Raw genomic sequence first — 19884 nt, 5'->3', positions numbered from 1 at the left:
TATTTTACACATTTATGTCAAAACTTGAAAGCTAGGAGCTACTTGCTAAAAATATTTTAATGGCGTATAATAAACACGAACAAGTGTTCTGTTATTTAAGGGGGCATTTCTGTGACAAGAATACCGAAGGACATCCGAGATATGATCGAACTATCGATTTATTTACCAATGGCTGTTTCGATCTTCAACCGTGATTTATCGGTTATCGAAAAAAGTCCGTTTAAACTGTACAAACCTTACTTAGTGCTTGTAGAAGAATCCCTTAAGCTTGCACAAAAAGATTTAGCTATTGTAAAACATGAGCTGCGCAAACGGAATATAAAAGTCCATCAGGTTGAACGAGACGAAGCGTTCACGCTTTATTCCTTCCTTTATAACGGCTATGAAGAAAAACATAATTATTTTAATCCAAGAATACGTAACAAAGTATGCGAGCTTATGGAGGAGTATTTATTTAAACCACAAAAATAGCTAATTTTGTTAAAAACATGTCATGTATCTTTATCTAAACAGCCGAAAGACACCTTTCTGTTGCACAGCAGGTGTCCTTAGCTTTTCTAACTCCAATCAATAGCCCGAAAAATAAATCGAATCACATACCATAAAACCCTAAACGGAAATAAAAGAAGTTCTGGAATATAGAAAAGTACTTCAAAAAGTAAATCAGCAAACGTATAACGGCCTTCATTAGATTTTGCCTTTCTCTTTCTTTTGTAATGCTCTCTTCTCTTACGAAAAGACATGAGCAATCTCCCCTTCGCTGACTATATTGTTAACATGGCCTTACCCTTAATTTATCACTTCTCATCAATACGTTTTACTAAGCCATTTTGTTTCATGTTCAGGTTAAAGATTTACTTAATCAAATAAGAGACTGCCCAAGATAGTCTAACTTCTCCGATAATCACCAGTAAACGGGACTTCTTGCTTCTTTAAAGGATCCGCGTGTTGGTTAGAGAAATTTGACATTTATATTTTGAGTCAGCCTCTACACATTTTATTAATTTATATACTTAATATAATTTCCGTTGAAAGTCTCTTATAATTTGTTCATAAATAGCATTGACATCTTTTTCACTTGGCAGAAGCAGCTTGTGCATTTTTTGCTGTTCTAGTTCAATTCGTGATGTGATGATTGTCCGAAGCTGTGCTGTGCGAAAGAGTTGGTTTTCAAATGATCCAACTGAAAGTGGTAGGGTGATTGTTTTACCATTTATAAAGGTAACAAGTGTATTATCATGCTTTGCTTTTGAATACTCTTTAACATAACCATGTGAAAGCCATACACAATGCGTTTTCGTTGAAGATGTTGTAGGGAAAAAGTAAATTGAATTTGCAGGGTCAATAACGATCGGTGATTTACGGGTAATTTTCACCAAGTCTTTTGTCCCTTCTTTTCTGCCTGAATAACTGCTACCGAAGTATCGGCAGCTTTGATCAATGACATCCATGGGACGTTTATGCACAACCAATTCCTCTTCACATTCAATGATTTCAGAGTACTTTTTATTTGGATCAGGGATGATCGCCATTGTAAACCGATTAATAATATAATCCTCTAAAATGTTTTTCACTTCATTCACAATCTTTCACCTCTATCTTTTTCAATAGGTAATTTATCACATTTCCAATCTAGCATGTACAAAAATAAATTTTATAAATTTACAAAATCTCCATAAAAAAATGACTTCCTTAACATTTATGTAAAGAAGTCATTCCTTCATTATTTGTTCATCCAATTCTTCATTTTCATCTTTATCATTCAAGCTTTCGATTCCTACCAGAGGATTCAATGCCGTTGGGGAAAGCTCGAGATCTTTTTCCTTTTCCATATTTTCACACCCTTTTGATTTAGCTTATCCAACTAAATGTATTTCATACAAGGCAAAATTATTCTTATTAAATTTTTTAAAAATTTTAACTATTTGGTTGATTTTCGGTACCTAATTCCATACAATATAAAAAAGGCATCAGGGGGTATCTTTCATGAAAAATAAAAAGTCTTCCTACACTGAGATCATGAAGTCCCGCAATTCAATGAAAAACGTTCCATCCGAGCATCCTGTATTAGACATGTATATTCAAATGGTTTTAGATGAAGCGTTGTTTAACAGGAAACGATTTTTGCTAGAAGAACGTATTAATGATGCACTTGACACGAAGAACGAAACATTATTTATGAAACTATCAAAAGAATACAAGGTACTGCGTAAGCTAGGTTAAGGGCTGCCATATGGCAGTCTTATTTTTTTGCCATAAGCGATCATTCTAATCCCTGACCGCACTTTTAGCGAAATAAATGGTTTATTTTGTGGACCATTATGGGTAGAAGAGTTATAGAACATAAAAAAACCAAAAGGAGGAATATTTATGGACAAGCATAATCAACATTTTGTTAGAATTTTTGATACAGAAGAAGAAGCGATATCAGCTGTAGAGGATTTAAAAAGACAAGGCTACAAAGCGGAAGATATCTCAGTTATTAGTAAAAATCAGGATGATGTAGACACGATTACAGAAGAGACAGGTACAACAGCAGGTGAAGGAGCTGCAACAGGTGCAATAGCAGGAGGCACACTTGGCGGGTTAACTGGTTTATTGGCAGGCGTAGGAGCACTTGTCATTCCAGGTATTGGACCTATTTTAGCAGCGGGACCTATTGCTGCAACGTTAACCGGTGCGGCTGTAGGCGCAGGAGTCGGCGGATTATCAGGAGCACTTATTGGATTAGGAATTCCTGAAGAAGATGCAAAGCACTACGACGCATCAGTTAAAGAAGGTAAAATCCTAGTTATCGTTGATCAAAAAGAAGACAACAATTATATAAACGAAAAAACGATTCCTCCAGAGGTGGATACAACACCTGTTGAAGGAAGTGTTATTCGCGATAATGATTACAATACCTACGAAGATCGTGATCCCACGACAAATGGTAAGGATAGAGATGTAAATGCAGGAGCAAACATTGGTAGAAAGTAGTAGATACAGATTATTCGGGACAGTCTCTTAGATGTTTTAAGGGACTGTCCCGAATATTTATGTCCCTTTGTTCTATTCACCCCCGCGAAATCAGGGATCCTTCCTTATTAAACTGGCGTTTGTAAGCTGTTCAGCTATAATTGAGCCTCAAATTCGGAGAAAAACACTCATCATTGGTACTAGTGAAAACTGTCCCCCATTTCAATATTAAGCTTCCGTAAACTGCTCTGTTTCCGTAGATCCCTTCAATGCAGTTGTTGAAGATGTACCTCCAAAAATCGTTTGAGCCACTTCATCAAAGTACCCGGTTCCAACTTCACGTTGATGTCTTGTTGCAGTGTAACCATATACCTCGCTGTTAAATTCACGTTGCTGCAGTTCTGAATAAGCTGCCATGCCCCGGTCACGGTAGCCTCTGGCAAGTTCGAACATGCTATAGTTAAGAGAGTGGAAGCCTGCAAGTGTTACGAATTGGAATTTATAGCCCATTTTCGCAATATCTTTTTGGAAGTTTGCGATTGTTTTATCATCAAGTTTTTTCTTCCAGTTAAATGATGGTGAACAATTATAAGCTAATAATTTTCCAGGGAACTTTTCATGAATCGCATCAGCAAATTTTTGTGCTTGTTCCAAGTTTGGTTCAGACGTTTCACACCAAATTAAATCTGCATATGGTGCATAAGCAAGTCCTCTGCTAATGGCTTGATCAATGCCGGCACGAGTTCGATAAAAACCTTCCACAGTCCGTTCACCAATAATAAATTCTCGATCAATCGGATCAATGTCACTTGTAATTAAATCCGCAGCATCCGCATCTGTACGTGCAATGATGATGGTTGGCGTACCCATTACATCTGCAGCCAATCGTGCAGAGATAAGATTTTTTACAGCTGTTTGTGTAGGAAGCAATACTTTTCCGCCTAAGTGTCCGCATTTTTTCTCAGAGGATAATTGGTCCTCAAAATGTACACCCGCTGCACCTGCTTCAATCATTGATTTCATTAATTCGAATACATTTAACTGACCGCCAAAGCCCGCTTCTGCATCGGCAACAATCGGAGCAAACCAATCAATATTTCCCTCTCCTTCAATATGCTGAATTTGATCGGCACGCTGAAGCGCTTGATTAATCCGTTTTACAACATGTGGCACACTGTTTGCCGGGTATAAGCTTTGATCAGGGTACATATTTCCGGAAAGGTTTGCATCTGCAGCAACCTGCCACCCGCTTAAGTATATTGCTTTTAGCCCTGCTTTCACCTGCTGTACTGCCTGGTTTCCTGTTAACGCGCCTAATGCATGGATGTAATCCTCGGTTTGCAGGTAATTCCAAAGCTTTTCTGCCCCTTTCCTGGCTAAAGTATGTTCAATTTCAATGGAACCCCTTAACCGAATAACCTCTTCCGCACTGTATGGGCGGGTAATCCCTTCCCATCGCTTATCGAATTCCCAGCTTTCTCGTAATGCTATTATTCTTTGACCGTTCATTTCCCATTCCCCCATTATTTATTCTAGTTTTATTTATATGGATAGTCGGATAGTTTAACAGACTACCCTGCAGCTCTCGATAAAGAACTAAAGTTTTTCATAACTTGGTATTGTGAGAAAATCAATAAATACATCACTCTTCACAAGCTCATCAAACACTGCAATCGCTTCGTTAAATTTCCCCTTTTGGAAGACTGTTTCGCCGAGTTCTTCTTGCATTTTCCTAATCTCTTCATCTCTTAATTGCTCATAAAGTTCAAAAGTCAGCTTCCTTCCATCATCAAGGATCCCCCGTGCATGTCTGATCCATTGCCACACTTGAGCACGTGAGATTTCTGCGGTTGCGGCATCCTCCATTAAATGATGAATAGGTGCAGCCCCCCTTCCGCTTAGCCATGAAGCAAGATAACGGATACCAACATCGATATTTGTTCTTACTCCTGATTCTGTAATCGTTCCATCCGGTACCTCCAGTAAATCCTCAGCCTTTACTATAACATCCTCCCGTTTGCGATGAATTTGGTTTGGTGTTTTCATATGCCTATCGAATACTTTCATAGCTACTTTTACAAGCGCTGGATGGGCAACCCATGTCCCGTCATGGCCATCTGTTGCTTCACGCTCTTTATCAGCTCGAACTTTTTCAAAAGCTTGTTCATTTGCCTCTGGATTATGTTTAATCGGTATTTGCGCAGCCATTCCCCCCATTGCATGAGCGTTACGTTTGTGACAAGTTTGAATCGCAAGCAGTGAGTAGGATTTCATAAATCCAACAGTCATAGTTACCTGTGCCCGATCTGGCAGGATAACAGTTTCACAGTTTTTAAGTTTCTTTAAATAGCTAAATATATAATCCCAGCGGCCACAGTTTAACCCTGCAGAATGTTCTTTTAACTCATAAAGAATTTCATCCATTTCAAATGCAGCCATAATGGTTTCAATTAAAACTGTTGCTTTTATCGTGCCTCTCGGAATATTTAATTCATCTTGTGCGAAGCAAAAAACATCATTCCAAAGTCTCGCCTCAAGGTGGTTTTCCATTTTAGGTAAATAAAAATAAGGTGCGCTGCCCCGTTTTATCAGATACTTGGCATTATGAAAAAAGAATAATCCGAAATCTACTAAGCTTGCAGAAACCCTTTTTCCCTCAAGCTCTATATGCTTTTCCTCTAGATGCCAGCCCCGTGGCCTTACCTTTAATGTAGCGATCTCTTCATTCAGCTGATAGATTTTACCGTTTTCATTTTCAAAGGAAATCGTTCTGCGAACAGCATCTTTTAAATTAACCTGCCCGCTCATAACATTTTCCCAACTCGGGGATGTTGCATCCTCAAAATCAGCCATGAACACTTTTGCCCCTGAGTTTAACGCATTGATGACCATTTTACGGTCAACTGGTCCGGTAATTTCAACCCGACGATCTTGAAGGTCTTCCGGAATCGGTGCTACTTTCCAATCTCCGTTGCGAATATGCTCTGTTTCAGGTAAAAAACAAGGGAATTTACCTTGGTCAATTTCCCGCTGACGTTCGATTCTTCGCTGTAATAATTCATTTCTTCGGGTGCCAAAATTTCTTTCAAGCTTTTCAATAAATTGCATCGCTTCTTCTGTTAACACATGGTGAAATTCATTTGTAATCTCTCCAATTATTTTACAGCCAGACATTTGTGTTGCCATGTTTGAAAGAACACCTCACTTATTATTGTTATAATACAGATTGTTATTTCTAAAACTAATATATAACAGATAAATAAAAAATGGAACAATTTTCTTTAAATAAATTTCAAAAAATTTTTTGGACAGGCCTTTTTTGCGGGGGTTAGCTCTGTTATAAATCGAAATTTCCACACAAAAAAGACCTGGCTTTTTATCACCAGATCCTTGTTATTCGTTGTCTTTCCCTTTTTTACCGTGTTCTTCTAAGTAGAGAATCCGCTCAAGCATCGTAGGGTGGGTGTAGCGGAAAATCTTAACTAAAGCCGGCGGATTCACCTGACTTAAGCCAGCCCTTGCTAATTCCTGAAACGAGCTTACAGCCGCTTCATGATTCTGTGTCATTTCAATTGCATACATATCAGCAGATTTTTCCTGATACCTAGAAACTGTGTTTACTATCGGGCTTGAAGCAAACGTAAGGACACCTAAAAGAATTAAAAATAACGGAAACGCTGTTAATTCTTTCATTGATTTAATGTGGAGCAGTTTTCCACATTTCTTTATAATTGTCTTCATCATCAGGTGGATCAAATATAATCCAAATAGGCTTAAAATCAAATAGCCTGCTATACCAACATAAATATGGTTCATCACATAGTGTCCCATTTCATGGGCCATGATAAATAATATTTCATCTTCACCCAACCGATTTAATGTTGTATCCCATAAAACAATTCTGGAGTTAGATCCTATTCCGTTAACATAAGCATTAAGTGCATTTGTTTTTTCAGACATATTTACTTCATAAACATGTTCAGCCGGAATATCCGCTTTTGCAGCTAAATGTAGAATTTCCTCCTCAAGCTCCTTGTTTTTCAATGGATAAAAATCATTGTATAAAGGATCTATCACGATCGGCTGAACAAACATAAGAAACAGGGAAAACGGAATTGAAAGCAGCCATGCATACAACCACCATTTTTTCTCAAATCGTTTAATCAGTCCGTACAAAACTATTACAATCACAGTCATTAAAGCATAATTCAACCAAAAATCGATGAGCTGATCTTTCATCCATGCTGAAAACGACTGAGTGGTAATATTGTACGCCTTCGAAATCTGATACCCAATCCACTCAACCGGGAAAGAAATGATTGTTACAAAAAGAGAGAGCCAAAAGAAATAGACGGCCGATTGCAAGCTGAAAAATCGCGAAGTCGCATTAGACCATTCCTGCATTTTCTTTGAAAAACCAGTGATAAGAAAAACAAATAATAAAAACCATTCAAATGGCATTGTAACAAAATAAAGAAAGTTTCTTTTCGTTGAATATTCCTCTGATAAAATCAATTCTCTTCCCGACATAAATGTTGCAGGGTCTGCTGATGTTCCCTCATAAGGGGCTGGGACACCAGATTGTGAAAAAATAAATAGATACCAATAAACAATTAAACCATATAAAAAATACAACACGATCGACCGTGTTAACCATTTTCTCAACAGTCCATCCCCCCCTAAAACAAGCTCTTTATTCTAGTGTAGTGTTAAACTCCTTTAATTAGAACATGAAAAGGGCAAGCATTTCCATCATTCTACCTTCTCATTTATGAGGAGAATCATTTGCTAGGCAACGATCATACTGTACAAAACTAACGTACCGATTGAGCCCATTACGACAAGAATCACATTTGCTCCAGTAAAGGCAATAAGAGTTGCCGCTATAGCACCTATAATCCCAAACATGACATCATCACTAATAAGAAATATACCTGGAACAATTAAAGCTCCTAAAGTCGCAAATGGGACATTCTTTAATATATTTTGCACAAAATTTGGCAACTTTAACTTACTTAAAACAACTAATGGAATCATTCGCGGGATATATGTAACAAGCCCCATTCCAATAATCATAAACAAAATGGTGTTATTCATACTGATTCACCTCTTTTGCATCCTTTAAGTAAAAGAGTTCCACTAATACAGCTGATAACAATGTTGATAAAACGATGGACCAGCCTGTTGAGATCACTTGTGTTGCATAACAGAGTGAGTTAAAAATCGCTGCCACTACAGCCAGATACAGCACCTTACGCTGTTTTTTCAATGACGGGATTAACAACCCGATAAACATAGCGTATAAGGCAACACTCATACTTTCTTGCACGGTCGTCGGAAGGCTTGCGCCTATGACGAAGCCAATACCGGAATTCACAACCCAGCTGGCATATGAAATAAGCATTAACCCAAATAAATAGCCTGAGCTTACGGTTCCTTCTCTAGTTGAAGCCACTGTAAAGGTTTCATCTGTTAATCCAAATGAATAAAGCGCCTTTTGCCAAAGTGAATCATCCTCAACCTTCTCACTTATAGAAGCCGACATTAAAAAATGGCGAATATTTACAATAAAGGTGGTAAAAATGATTTCGATTACACCCGTCCCAACAGTTAATAAGCTTAGTGAAATATATTGTGAAGCACCTGCAAAAACAATTAAACTCATCAATACGGTTTCTGATAGAGACAGCCCGGTTGATTTTGAAAGCAGCCCAAAGGTTAATGCAACCGGCATATATCCAATCGCTATGCTTAATCCTCCCTGCACCCCTGACATAAAATGAGACTGCTTTTTAACAAATGTTGTTGTTGCCACTCTCCTGCCTCCTTTTATTCGATTTACGGATAATAGATCAATAAATAACAACTTGTTGTTTTATCTATATGATTTGCATAGGTATGAGACTGATTTGCCTGAAATCTCATCGAATCACCTTTTTTTAAGGAATAATCCTCATCATGGATCGAGATCGTTATTTCCCCTTCACATACAAGGATATATTCTTCCACACTTCCATGGTGTCGTTCAGAAGTATGTTTACATCCTGGCATAAGTTCCATAAAGTAAATTTCAAACTTTTTTGAGGAATCAAAGGGAAAATAAGGATATACCTGAAAAAGCTCATCATTTTCAGTAACCGCCGCCTTCTGATCAAGACGAACAACTGAAACGGCAGGTACTGCCTCCTCAACTAATGAGGAAAAAGAAACCTGTAATCCATTCGCTATTTTCCATAAAGTATTTACAGTCGGGCTTGATTCCCCTTTTTCAATTTGTGAAAGCATCCCCTTGCTTACACTTGTTAAAGCGGCAAGCTGGTCATAGCTATACCCTCTCAATTTTCTTATCCTTTTCAAATTTTCAGCAATTTGTTTTTGAATGGGTTTCATGTTACCTCCTATTACGGCTCATTGTATAATATAGTATACAATTGTATTTTATAATAAACAACTTTATCTTTTCATTTCTTTGCCAGATCATCAAGGCATTAAAGCGAAAAATACCTCGCTGATATTGGTGATCTTGTTCTTAATAATTTTTCCGCAAAGGGAGATGCCCTTCTCACCTATGAAAAGGAAAAGGTTCCGTTCAACCTTACCTCAACGGTTGTTTAGTTGGAGCATCAATGCTAAACGGGACAATAGCCGAGTCAATAAAAATAATGGCAGATGCATGAATAGTAGAACCGCCAATTTTAAATGGCAATATCGCAGGGGCTGATGAACATAATATGAAATTAATACAGACGTATAGCAATCGAATCAAGCAGTTTGCATTGGGAACAAAATAATTTATGGTAGAGCGTTTGGTGCGAGGCACATGAGGAAACCGGGACAGGCGAGAACTAAGCACGTGCATAAGCACTGAAGATTCTCCCAGAACACCCTTTTTAGATCAGCATCTGCAGCATAACTCAACAGGCAGTTTTATTTAGCTAAAGAAATAAAAAGCTGAGGCCTACTCAAAATTATCTTGAGTCAAGTCTCAGCACCAATTATTTTCTTTCAATATCAATTTTAAATTTATATTTATCTGCGCGATAAGATGATCTGACAAGTTCCAACGGTGTACCGTTTTCTAAATATGTCTCCCGTTGAATAAGTAAAACCGGGACACCCTTTTTTATCTTTAAATGTTTAATATCCTCTTCATTAACAAGCGCTGCTTCAACTGTTTGGGTAGCATGCCCGATGTTTAATCGCAATTCATTTTCGATATAGGTGTATAACGATTCTTCTAAAATATCCGGGGTTAATCCAGGTACAAGCTTAACTGGCAAAAAGCTTGTTTCTAGCGCAATTGGTTCATCATTTGCTAGTCGGAGCCGTTTTATTTTATAAATAAGCTCCTCATCATCTAAAGAAAGTCGTTCCTTTATATCTGGATCGGCAGGGTATATTTCAAAATGCAATAATTTATTTCCTGGCACTAGATTACGCGCTTTCATATCCTCAGTAAAACTAGTAAGACCTTGTAAGTTTTGTTCGAACTTTTGATGTGATACAAAGGTCCCTTTTCCTTTTTCTCTAAAAAGATAGCCTTTATTTACTAAGTTTGTAATCGCTTGTCTCACCGTCATACGGCTTATTTGATAGCTTTCGGAAAGCTCACGTTCTGAAGGCAGAGCGTCTCCAGGCCTTAATTGTTCAGATTCGATCGTTTTTTTAATTTGCTCTTCTAACTGATAATACAAAGGAAGAGGAGAATTTTTGTCAATCACCGAAGAATCTCCTTTCAGTTACACTAATCATCACTATTGCCATTATATTAAATCTTTCTCCTTTATGCATCAGATCGGATAGATTCAACTATTATTATTATGATCCTTTTCATAAAACAAAAACAAAGGGTCAGACCCCAAAAACACATGATATCGGTGTTTAGTAGGAAGGTCAAACCCTTTAAAGACAACCTTTAGCTTTTACGGATTTTTTCAATTTCATCTGCTACAAATTGAACTTGTGTACCTACAATAACTTGAATGCTTTGAGGTCCTACAATATTTATGCCAGGTACTCCTGTTGATTTAATTTTATTTTGATCAACGGCATCCATATCTTTTACTTCAATTCGTAAACGCGTTACACAGTTATCGACTGATGTTACATTTTCGTCTCCGCCTAAGCCGTCATAAATTTTCTCTGCCATCACAGCAAATTTATTATCACCTGTTGTTGCTGTATTTGTTGTATCTTCTTCTGTGTCCTCTTCTCTTCCTGGAGTTGCTAAGTTAAACTTCGTGATTAAGAAGCGGAATAGTACATAGTAAATAACTGCAAATACTAAACCTTGAAGAAGCAGCATATATGGCTGATTTGCTAATGGAAGTCTAGAACTTAATACAAAGTCAACTAAACCTGCACTGAAGCCAAATCCTGCAGTCCAATGGAAGAAAGCAGCGATTGCTAACGAGATTCCTGTTAAGGCAGCATGAACAACATATAGTGCTGGAGCTAAAAACATGAAAGAAAATTCAAGTGGTTCTGTAACCCCTGTAAAGAATGAGGCAAATCCTGCTGCTAGCATTAATGAAGCCGCTTGTTTCTTTCTTTTCGTTTTTGCTGTATGGTACATAGCCAACGCTGCTGCTGGCAGTCCAAACATCATGATTGGGAAGAATCCCGCCTGGTACATACCTGTAATTCCCTTTGTTCCAGTACCAGCCCAGAAATTACCGATATCATTAATCCCTGCTACATCAAACCAGAATACTGAGTTTAAAGCATGGTGTAAGCCTGTTGGTATTAATAAACGGTTAAAGAATCCATATAATCCTGCACCGATAAATTCCAATTTACTGATCGCAGTACCAAATGAAACTAAACCGCTGAAAATTATCGGCCATGCAAAAAACAATATAACTGAAGCTAGTAACATTGAAACAGCTGTCATAATCGGAACTAATCGTTTTCCGCTAAAGAATGCCAATGCGGCCGGCAGCTGAACATCGCTAAAGCGATTATACATAATGGATGCTACGATACCAGAAAGAATCCCAACGAACTGATTTCCTATTTTCGCAAATGCAGGGTTTACATTTTCTGCATCAATCCCTTGAAGCATAGCGACTGAATCTGTTGAAAGCAAGGTTGTTACGACCAAGTAGGCAACTAAGCCGCTCAAAGCAGCCGAACCATCTTTGTTTTTAGACATACCGAGCGCTACCCCTACGGCAAATAGAATAGACATATTATCGATAATCGAAGATCCTGCCTTGATTAAAAATGCGGCGATTGGATTACCAGCTCCCCAACCCGCTGGATCTATCCAATAACCGATCCCCATTAAGATCGCTGCAGCTGGCAATACGGCTACTGGCAGCATTAAAGAGCGACCAATTTTTTGTAAGTATTTCATCATGTTGTATTTCCTCCTATCAGAAACCCAATTTTTTCAAGAAAAATAATAAATACAAATTTATTCTTACCAAAGACGTAGTAAAAAATGATGATGCAGGTAAAACTTCTATAGAATGATTATGTCTAAACCCATTAAAAAATGATGGTCGTTAATCTCTCCCTTCATAACTCTGGAAGCGTTTCACACATTTATAGTAACATCTAACCATATAGATGTCTATACCAATTTTCTTCACCAAATACAGGAAATAACTAATCCCTAGAGTACTCCAATTATAATTCCGCTAAACTGGTATAGACAACTATATAATCTAGTGCTATTCTAAAAATAAGTAAAACCAAAAAGGAGAATATGGCCATGAGTTCATTTCATAAAGTAGTTCTTCAAAACGGGACAGTGTATACAGAAAATGAAGTAATCGAAAAAGCTTATTTAAAAATAGACGAGGGAAAAATATCAGCATTTGGACCAATGACTGAACTAACTGAACTATCTGATTACAAGATCATTACCATTCCTGGTGGTTTTAGTATTATCCCAGGGATGATTGATATTCATATCCATGGAGCTAATGGTTCCGATACAATGGATGGTACAAAAGAAGCGCTTGATGTGATGGCATCTACCTTGCCTAAGGAAGGTACAACCAGCTTTTTAGCGACCACGATGACAGAAGATTCAACTGCCATTGAGAATGCTCTTAAAAATGCTGGAGAATATATCATTTCACAGCAGTCAGAAAATAATGCAGAAATTCTTGGCATTCATCTAGAAGGTCCATTTATTCATAAAAACAAAGCAGGTGCACAACCTATTCATCATATTTTAAATCCTGATGTTGAAACATTTAAAAGATGGCAAGCCCTATCAGGAAATCACATCAAACAGGTAACACTTGCTCCTGAACTTCCAGGAGGTAAGGAAGTTGTTCAATATTTAAAACAGTCCGGCATTACTGCATCTATTGCCCATTCTGATGCAACATATGATCAGGTTATAGAAGCAATTGAAAACGGATTGAATCAAGTCACACATCTCTTTAATCAAATGACAGGCCTTCATCATCGTGACCCGGGTATTGTGGGGGCTGCGTTTTTAAGAGATGAACTAATGGTAGAGCTTATTGTTGATGGAGTCCACTCCCGTCCTGAAGCTGTTCAACTTGCATATAACCAAATTACAGAAGAGCGAATGATCTTGATAACTGATTCCATGAGAGCAAAATGGCTTGAGAATGGAGTTTATGATTTAGGCGGACAAATGGTAACAGTACAGGATGGCCGTGCATTATTAGATGAAAATACGTTGGCCGGCAGTGTATTGAAAATGAAGGATGCCTTTAAGAACATTCAAAAATTTGCTCAATGTGATATCAAAAGCTCCATAAAAATGGCTTCTGAAAATCCTGCAAAACAATTAAATGTATTTGACCGCAAAGGAAGCATTTCCGTTGGGAAAGATGCAGACATTGTTGTTCTTGATGAACAAATGGATGTTTATATGACCCTATGTAAAGGGAAAGTTGCTTACTCAAAGGAATAAAAAAGTCTCATAGCACCAAAACAGCTTAGGGAAAATTAGACGCTGGAACTGGATGCAGAAGCGCTTCCCCACAAAAATCCGAACAAGCAATTGAGCAAATAAATCTCATCTACAAAGGAGAGGTCATCATGAAAATAATAGAAGTAAAGAATTATCAGGAAATGAGCCGCACGGCTGCTGAATATATGATCAATAAATTAAAAAGCACGCCGAACCTTACTTTGGGTTTTGCTACAGGAGGGACACCTCTAGGTGTTTATCAGCACTTAATCGAGGATCACAAACAAAACGGCACATCCTATGCTCAAGTGACAAGCTTTAATTTAGATGAATATATCGGTTTAGCAAAAGATGATCCGAATAGCTATTATACGTATATGTATGAAAATCTTTTTAAACATATTAATATTTCATCCGAGCATACACATATTCCATCTGGAATGAATAAAGATTTACAGGCTGAATGTGAAGAATATGAAAATAAAATTGAGCTGCATCAGGGAATCGATTTACAGCTTTTAGGAATTGGCGGTAATGGTCATATTGGGTTTAATGAACCTGGAACATCTTTTCAAGCTAAAACACATGTTGTGGACTTGGCACAATCCACTAGAGAGGCCAATGCCCGCTTTTTTAGCAGTATTGACGAAGTTCCAACACAAGCCATCACAATGGGGATTCAAACCATTTTTAAAAGCAAGGAAATTCTTCTTTTAGTGTCTGGAAAAGCTAAGCAAGATGCCATGATTCAGCTTTTATCTGGAGATGTCACTGAAAGCTTCCCTGCTTCGATTTTAAAGCAGCATCCGAATGCTACAATTATTGCGGATGAAGAGGCTTTGTTAGGTGTAAAGGATAATAGCCTGTTTAAATGAGAATAAAAAACGCCTGCCCCATGAACGCTTTTGATCTGGGGCAGGCATTTTTTATCCCATCCTAACGGGCAGCAAAACCCCACCTCTTCAAGATTCAAGAGAAAGCTATGAAGGCATATGCAGGGATAACTGCTCTTAGGCTCAGTTAAGACTCACTTTAAACAAGCAGTGCCTTATCTGATAAAGAACTATCTGATTTTATTTTTGAGAATTCTTCTAACAGAGAATTAACGGTTAAACCTTGCTTTTCTTTCCCCTCTGCTTCAAAGACAATGCTTCCTTTGTCCATCATAATGAGTCGATTGCCTAAATCAACCGCCTGCTGCATATTATGGGTAATCATTAATGTTGTCAGATTGCCATTTTCAACAAGCTTCTTCGTTAGATTTGTAATTAGGTCGGCACGTGATGGATCAAGTGCCGCAGTATGTTCATCTAATAATAAAATATCCGGCTTTGTGAAGGTTGCCATCAGAAGCGAAAGAGCTTGACGCTCACCGCCAGATAACAGTCCAACCTTGGCTGATAAACGGTTTTCAAGTCCTAAGCCTAAGAGCTCTAGCTGCTCCTTAAAATACACGCGCCGCTTTGCTGTCACACCTGGCTTTAATGTTCGTTTATGAATCCGTGAATAGGCAATAGCCAGATTTTCTTCAATCGTTAATGTCGGTGACGTCCCAGCCATTGGGTCCTGAAATACCCGGCCGATCGATCTTGACCGTTTATACTCTGGAACATCAAGCATGGACTTCTCCTTAATAAGTACATCTCCATCATCCGGAGTCAGCCGCCCGGCGATGACGTTAAGCAGTGTTGATTTCCCTGCTCCATTACTTCCGATGACTGTAACAAAATCTCCTTCTTTTAACGATAAAGATAGATGATTCAATGCCACTTTTTCATCGATGGAGCCTTCGTTAAACACTTTAAAAATTTGCTTTAGTTTCAGCATGGCCTACACCCCGCTTTCTGCGTAAGCTTTTTTTCCGTTTATCCTTTTGCCTATTAACAATTTGCGGTATGACAAGAGCACCGATGACAATACACGCTGTAATAAGCTTCATATCGCCTGTTTCAAAGAAGTTGATTCGCAAGGCCATTGCCACGATAATACGATAAATAATGGCACCGATGATAACCGCTAAAGTTGCACGGACGATCGTCTTTACCCCAACTAAAGCTTCCCCGATAATGACTGAGGCAAGGCCAATTATGATCATTCCAATTCCCATTCCAACATCACTAAAACCACCATGCTGTGCAATAAAAGCACCTGAAAAAGCAACAAGGGCATTGGATAATCCCAGGCCGACTATTTTTAACATATCTGTATTTGCAGAAAAGCTGGTAATCATATTTTGATTGTCACCAACAGCTCTTATTGCCAAACCGAGCTCTGTTTTCAAGAAGTAATCAAGAAGAAATTTTATAATCAAAATTAGTAACAACATCGTAACAACAACCGACCATGTTTGCGGAACAAAGTCCTCTAATCCAATCGATATGAATAGTTGCTGAAGAGCTGCATCAATGCCAAGCTTATTCCACCAGTCTAAAAGCTGTGTAAATACAGTTTCTTCTTGTAGAAGCGGTACGTTTGATCTTCCCATGATTCTTAAGTTGATTGAATACAACGCAATCATCATTAAGATTCCTGATAAAAGCGGGTTAATATTTCCTTTCGTATGAAGCACACCTGTAATACAGCCTGCCAAAAAGCCGACAATTAATGCGACTAAAGTGGCCAGGAAAGGATTAACCCCGTTAACAATCAGGACGGCACTGACTGCTGCACCTGTTACAAAGCTGCCGTCAACAGTTAAATCCGGGAAGTCTAATATTCGAAATGATAAGTATACTCCAAGAGCCATAATCGCATAAATTAAGCCTGACTCTACTGATCCAAATAGGGCTGTAAACATTGTTTCTCACCTTTATTCAAGAATTTCTGCTGCTTCTTTCCATTCCTCTTTTATCTCAATTCCCATATCCTTCGCAGCCTTTGCGTTAATTTGCAGCTTTAAGTTTTGCGGATATTGCACGGGAACCTCACTAACTTTTTTCTCGCCTGTTAAGATACTTGCTGCCATTTCCCCTGCTTCAAAACCGATATCATAATAGTCAAACCCATATGCTGCAAAACCGCCGCGTTTAACTGAGTCTAACTCGCCAACAAACAACGGGATATCTTCATCACTAGCAACACCAATTACACTTTCAAGTGCAGAAACGACAGTATTATCTGTAATGACATATAATGAATCTACTTTACCGACTAAAGATTCTGTTGCTTGCTTAACTTCTGCTGATGTTGAAACAGATGCCTCGACAACTTCCAAGTCTGTTCCTTTCATCGCTTCTTTCACAAGCTCAATTTGGGCAACTGAGTTTTGTTCGCCTGAGTTGTAAATCATTCCCACTTTATTACCTTCAATATTTTCATCAATAAACTTAACTGTATTTGGAATTGCATCTGGATGTGTATCAGTTGTTCCTGTAATATTCGCTCCAGGCTCTTCAAAACTTTTTACTAACCCTCCGCCAACAGGATCTGTTACAGATGTAAAGACGATTGGTATCTCAGTTGTTGCATTTAAAGCCCCTTGAGCACTTGGTGTTGAATTAGCAAAAATCAAATCAACTCCATCGCCGACAAGGTTATTAGCAATCGTCTGGCTGTTATTTTGATCACCCTGCGCGTTTTGAACGTCATATTCTACGTCTAATCCCTTTTCCTTTAATGCTGCCTTAAACCCTTCTAATGCTGCATCAAGTGATGGATGTTCTACAAATTGAGTTACCCCAACTGTATATGTATCCCCACCTTCTGAACCTGAACCACCGCTAGCACCATCTGTAGCAGTCTCATTATTGCCGCAGCCTGATAATGCTAGAAAACTAGCTAGCATCATACCCATTCCTAATTTCCAACCCTTTTTCATATGTTGATTCCCCTTTTTAACTTTTTTCACTGTTATGCTTTTATGCTTTTGTTGATTAAATTATACAGGAACAAAGAAATAGTTCAATATTTTTCGAATATTTTAATAACATTTTTTCTTCCAATCTTTTTGAAATCTAGTAAAAACATGAGAAAAACACAGATACAATAAGAGTAACTGTGTTTTTGCACAAAAGTATTTTTTTACTTATCCATTGCTATATAGTTCTACTAAAATACTATTTTTGCAAAACTTGATCTTTTAAAGCTCTCCGTAATATTTTCCCTGTCGTGTTTTTTGGAAGCTCCTTCAAAAACTCTATTGATTTAGGAATTTTATACTTGGCTAAGTGTTCTTTACAGTATTCAAGAAGCATTTCTTCTGTTACGTTATCATTTTTCACCACAACAAAGCATGTAACTGCTTCACCTGAATTCGGGTCTGGTACTCCAAGAACGGCTGCTTCTACGATCGCTTCGTGATTGTAAAGGACCTCTTCAACTTCACGAGGATAGACATTGTAGCCGCCAACAATGACCATATCCTTTTTACGGTCCACAATATAAAAATAACCATCTTCATCTTTTCTTGCTAAATCCCCCGTATAAAGCCAGCCATCACGTATGGTATGAGCGGTTTCTTCAGGCATTTTATAATAACCCTTCATCACATTAGGACCTTTTACGATTAGTTCACCTACCTGGTTCGGCGGCAGCTCTTGTCCAAGTTCATTCACTACTTTATTTTGGACATTGACAATATTCGTTCCTATCGACCCTGGTTTCCTTGGGCGATCAAGCGGGTTAAAGCATGTGACAGGTGATGCCTCAGATAAACCATAGCCTTCAGAAACTATTACTTTAAATTTCTGTTCAAATCCTTTAAGTAAAGCAACCGGCATGGATGCTCCGCCTGAAATACATAATCGTAACGTTTTAAAATGATCTGGATCTGCATGTTCATATTGAAGCAGGAAGTTATACATTGTTGGCACACCGGCAAAAACAGTAGCATGATGTGTTTTCACTAATTGAAAGATAACAGCAGGGCTAAATTTTGGCACGATTAGCATTGTAGCTCCATTCATTAACGGCGCATTTAATGAAACAGTTAAACAGAAAACATGGAACATAGGCAATGTGGTAACAACAACATCATCTTTTGATATCTTTAAATAATTGGCGGTATCAATCGCATTACTGTATAAATTTTCATGTGTGAGCATGGCTCCTTTGGGCTTGCCTGTAGTACCTGATGTATAAAGGATGACTGCGACGTCCTTCTCAGCAAGCTCCGGACCCGTATAATCATGCGATCCAGCAGACACAAAATTTGATAACGTTTTCATTTTTCCTGAAAGAGCACTTTTAAAACTAGCTTCCTCACCTGTTTGCTGAGAAGGAGATGTTTCACAGACGATGTAGTGCTCAACCGTCGGCAGTTGCGCCTCAATATTAGAAAATAATGGAATAAGCAAATCTGCAGTTACTATAACTTTAACATCACCATTATTGATCATATATGCGATTTCATTCGGTGTGTAGATTGGGTTAATCGGTATTACAGTTGCCCCTGCTCGCAATGCCCCATATAAAGAAATAATATAATATGGTGAGTTCCCTAGAACAACAGCTATATGATCCCCTTTACCTACGCCTATATCATGCAAACTGCTCGCAAATTGATTAATGACCGTTTCTAGCTGTGAATAAGACGTTTCTTTGCCTTCGAAAATAAATGCAGGTTTGTTACCAAAAGCTTTTACCGTTTGTGATAACTGTGATGATAAATTCATTCTCCCACCCCTTCGACAAAATGAATGAATAACCATTCATTTTTATGTTGTAAAACCCCTCATTATTATTATATGGAATGTATAGGGAATAGACAATCATGGAAAGGATTCCAAAATAAATAGGAGATCCTATGATTCTTAATACCATCAAGTAATGTTCTACATTTTTTATTATTTCTAATAAACCTAAAGGTTTTAATCCTTTATACGGATAACAAAAAGACCAGTATCTCTACTGATCTTTTCTCTTCTTACCTGGCAACGTCCTACTCTCACAGGGGGAGGCCCCCAACTACCATCGGCGCTGAAGAGCTTAACTTCCGTGTTCGGCATGGGAACGGGTGTGACCTCTTCGCCATCGCCACCAGATATATTAAGTTTGAAGGCATGTTCCTTCAAAACTAGATAACG

19 protein-coding genes and 1 rRNA gene are annotated in these 19884 nt (G+C 38.1%); 5 read left to right on the top strand and 15 right to left on the bottom strand.

Annotation, left to right across the window (positions count from 1 at the left end):
- The first annotated feature begins 111 nt into the window (after positions 1-111).
- Entirely contained in the window at positions 112-471 is a 360-nt protein-coding gene (locus tag WQ54_RS02685; RefSeq protein WP_046511762.1) for a hypothetical protein, read from the top strand.
- An 86-nt stretch (positions 472-557) separates the two neighbouring features.
- Here the strand turns inward: WQ54_RS02685 and WQ54_RS02680 are convergent, their stop codons facing one another.
- Both WQ54_RS02680 and WQ54_RS02675 read right to left on the bottom strand, forming a co-directional pair.
- Positions 558-743, bottom strand: coding sequence for a hypothetical protein (locus tag WQ54_RS02680; RefSeq protein ID WP_046511758.1), 186 nt, complete (start codon positions 741-743; stop codon positions 558-560).
- A gap of 270 nt (positions 744-1013) precedes the next feature.
- Entirely contained in the window at positions 1014-1583 is a 570-nt protein-coding gene (locus WQ54_RS02675; protein ID WP_052737631.1) for a competence protein ComK, read from the bottom strand.
- Positions 1584-1986: 403 nt separating this feature from the next.
- On the opposite strand from WQ54_RS02675, the gene WQ54_RS02670 reads away from it, so the two are divergent.
- On the top strand, positions 1987-2223 hold the full coding sequence (locus WQ54_RS02670; RefSeq protein WP_046511755.1) for an IDEAL domain-containing protein: 237 nt from the start codon (positions 1987-1989) through the stop codon (positions 2221-2223).
- A gap of 147 nt (positions 2224-2370) precedes the next feature.
- Positions 2371-2979 carry a general stress protein gene (locus tag WQ54_RS02665; RefSeq protein ID WP_084821800.1) on the top strand — a complete coding sequence of 203 codons (609 nt, stop codon included), beginning with the start codon at positions 2371-2373 and terminating at the stop codon, positions 2977-2979.
- Positions 2980-3186: 207 nt separating this feature from the next.
- On the opposite strand, the gene aceA is transcribed toward WQ54_RS02665, so the two are convergent.
- The 8 genes from aceA to nagE all read right to left on the bottom strand — a co-directional run bounded on the left by aceA (position 3187) and on the right by nagE (position 12319).
- On the bottom strand, positions 3187-4467 hold the full coding sequence (aceA, locus tag WQ54_RS02660) for an isocitrate lyase (RefSeq protein WP_046511753.1): 1281 nt from the start codon (positions 4465-4467) through the stop codon (positions 3187-3189).
- Positions 4468-4554: 87 nt separating this feature from the next.
- Complete coding sequence (gene aceB / locus WQ54_RS02655) at positions 4555-6144, bottom strand: malate synthase A (protein WP_046511751.1); 1590 nt, start codon at positions 6142-6144, stop codon at positions 4555-4557.
- A gap of 207 nt (positions 6145-6351) precedes the next feature.
- Positions 6352-7623, bottom strand: coding sequence for a M48 family metallopeptidase (locus WQ54_RS02650; RefSeq protein WP_046511749.1), 1272 nt, complete (start codon positions 7621-7623; stop codon positions 6352-6354).
- Between the two features lie 123 nt (positions 7624-7746).
- Positions 7747-8055, bottom strand: a complete 309-nt coding sequence (locus WQ54_RS02645) for an AzlD domain-containing protein (protein ID WP_046511748.1) — start codon at positions 8053-8055, stop codon at positions 7747-7749.
- The gene (locus WQ54_RS02640) at positions 8048-8734 is read right to left on the bottom strand and encodes an AzlC family ABC transporter permease (RefSeq protein WP_046512180.1); all 687 of its coding nucleotides are present in this window, start codon (positions 8732-8734) and stop codon (positions 8048-8050) included. The genes WQ54_RS02645 and WQ54_RS02640 overlap by 8 nt, the downstream gene beginning before the upstream one ends.
- A gap of 62 nt (positions 8735-8796) precedes the next feature.
- Positions 8797-9348, bottom strand: coding sequence for an XRE family transcriptional regulator (locus WQ54_RS02635; RefSeq protein ID WP_046511745.1), 552 nt, complete (start codon positions 9346-9348; stop codon positions 8797-8799).
- 605 nt (positions 9349-9953) lie between these two features.
- Positions 9954-10679 carry a GntR family transcriptional regulator gene (locus WQ54_RS02630; protein ID WP_046511742.1) on the bottom strand — a complete coding sequence of 242 codons (726 nt, stop codon included), beginning with the start codon at positions 10677-10679 and terminating at the stop codon, positions 9954-9956.
- A gap of 194 nt (positions 10680-10873) precedes the next feature.
- A complete protein-coding gene (nagE, locus tag WQ54_RS02625) occupies positions 10874-12319 on the bottom strand; it encodes an N-acetylglucosamine-specific PTS transporter subunit IIBC (protein WP_046511740.1) in 1446 nt (481 codons plus the stop codon).
- Positions 12320-12676: 357 nt separating this feature from the next.
- Here nagE and nagA point away from each other — a divergent pair, with 357 nt between their 5' ends.
- Both nagA and nagB read left to right on the top strand, forming a co-directional pair.
- The gene (nagA, locus tag WQ54_RS02620) at positions 12677-13861 is read left to right on the top strand and encodes an N-acetylglucosamine-6-phosphate deacetylase (RefSeq protein WP_046511738.1); all 1185 of its coding nucleotides are present in this window, start codon (positions 12677-12679) and stop codon (positions 13859-13861) included.
- 128 nt (positions 13862-13989) lie between these two features.
- Entirely contained in the window at positions 13990-14736 is a 747-nt protein-coding gene (gene nagB / locus WQ54_RS02615) for a glucosamine-6-phosphate deaminase (protein WP_046511736.1), read from the top strand.
- Positions 14737-14893: 157 nt separating this feature from the next.
- Here nagB and WQ54_RS02610 read toward each other — a convergent pair whose 3' ends face one another.
- The 5 genes from WQ54_RS02610 to rrf all read right to left on the bottom strand — a co-directional run bounded on the left by WQ54_RS02610 (position 14894) and on the right by rrf (position 19842).
- On the bottom strand, positions 14894-15688 hold the full coding sequence (locus WQ54_RS02610) for an ABC transporter ATP-binding protein (RefSeq protein WP_046511734.1): 795 nt from the start codon (positions 15686-15688) through the stop codon (positions 14894-14896).
- Positions 15663-16658, bottom strand: coding sequence for an ABC transporter permease (locus WQ54_RS02605; RefSeq protein WP_046511732.1), 996 nt, complete (start codon positions 16656-16658; stop codon positions 15663-15665). Before WQ54_RS02605 ends, WQ54_RS02610 begins: the two co-directional genes overlap by 26 nt.
- Positions 16659-16670: 12 nt before the next feature.
- Entirely contained in the window at positions 16671-17648 is a 978-nt protein-coding gene (locus tag WQ54_RS02600; protein WP_231597438.1) for an ABC transporter substrate-binding protein, read from the bottom strand.
- 268 nt (positions 17649-17916) lie between these two features.
- A complete protein-coding gene (locus WQ54_RS02595; protein WP_046511727.1) occupies positions 17917-19473 on the bottom strand; it encodes a fatty acid--CoA ligase family protein in 1557 nt (518 codons plus the stop codon).
- Positions 19474-19726: 253 nt separating this feature from the next.
- Positions 19727-19842: ribosomal RNA gene (gene rrf / locus WQ54_RS02590) — 5S ribosomal RNA — on the bottom strand.
- Positions 19843-19884: the final 42 nt, after the last annotated feature.

Origin of the sequence: Bacillus sp. SA1-12 (genome assembly GCF_000981385.1) — a bacterium.
Taxonomy (GTDB): Bacteria; Bacillota; Bacilli; order Bacillales; family Bacillaceae; genus Metabacillus.
This window is presented reverse-complemented; position numbering and strand designations above follow the sequence as displayed.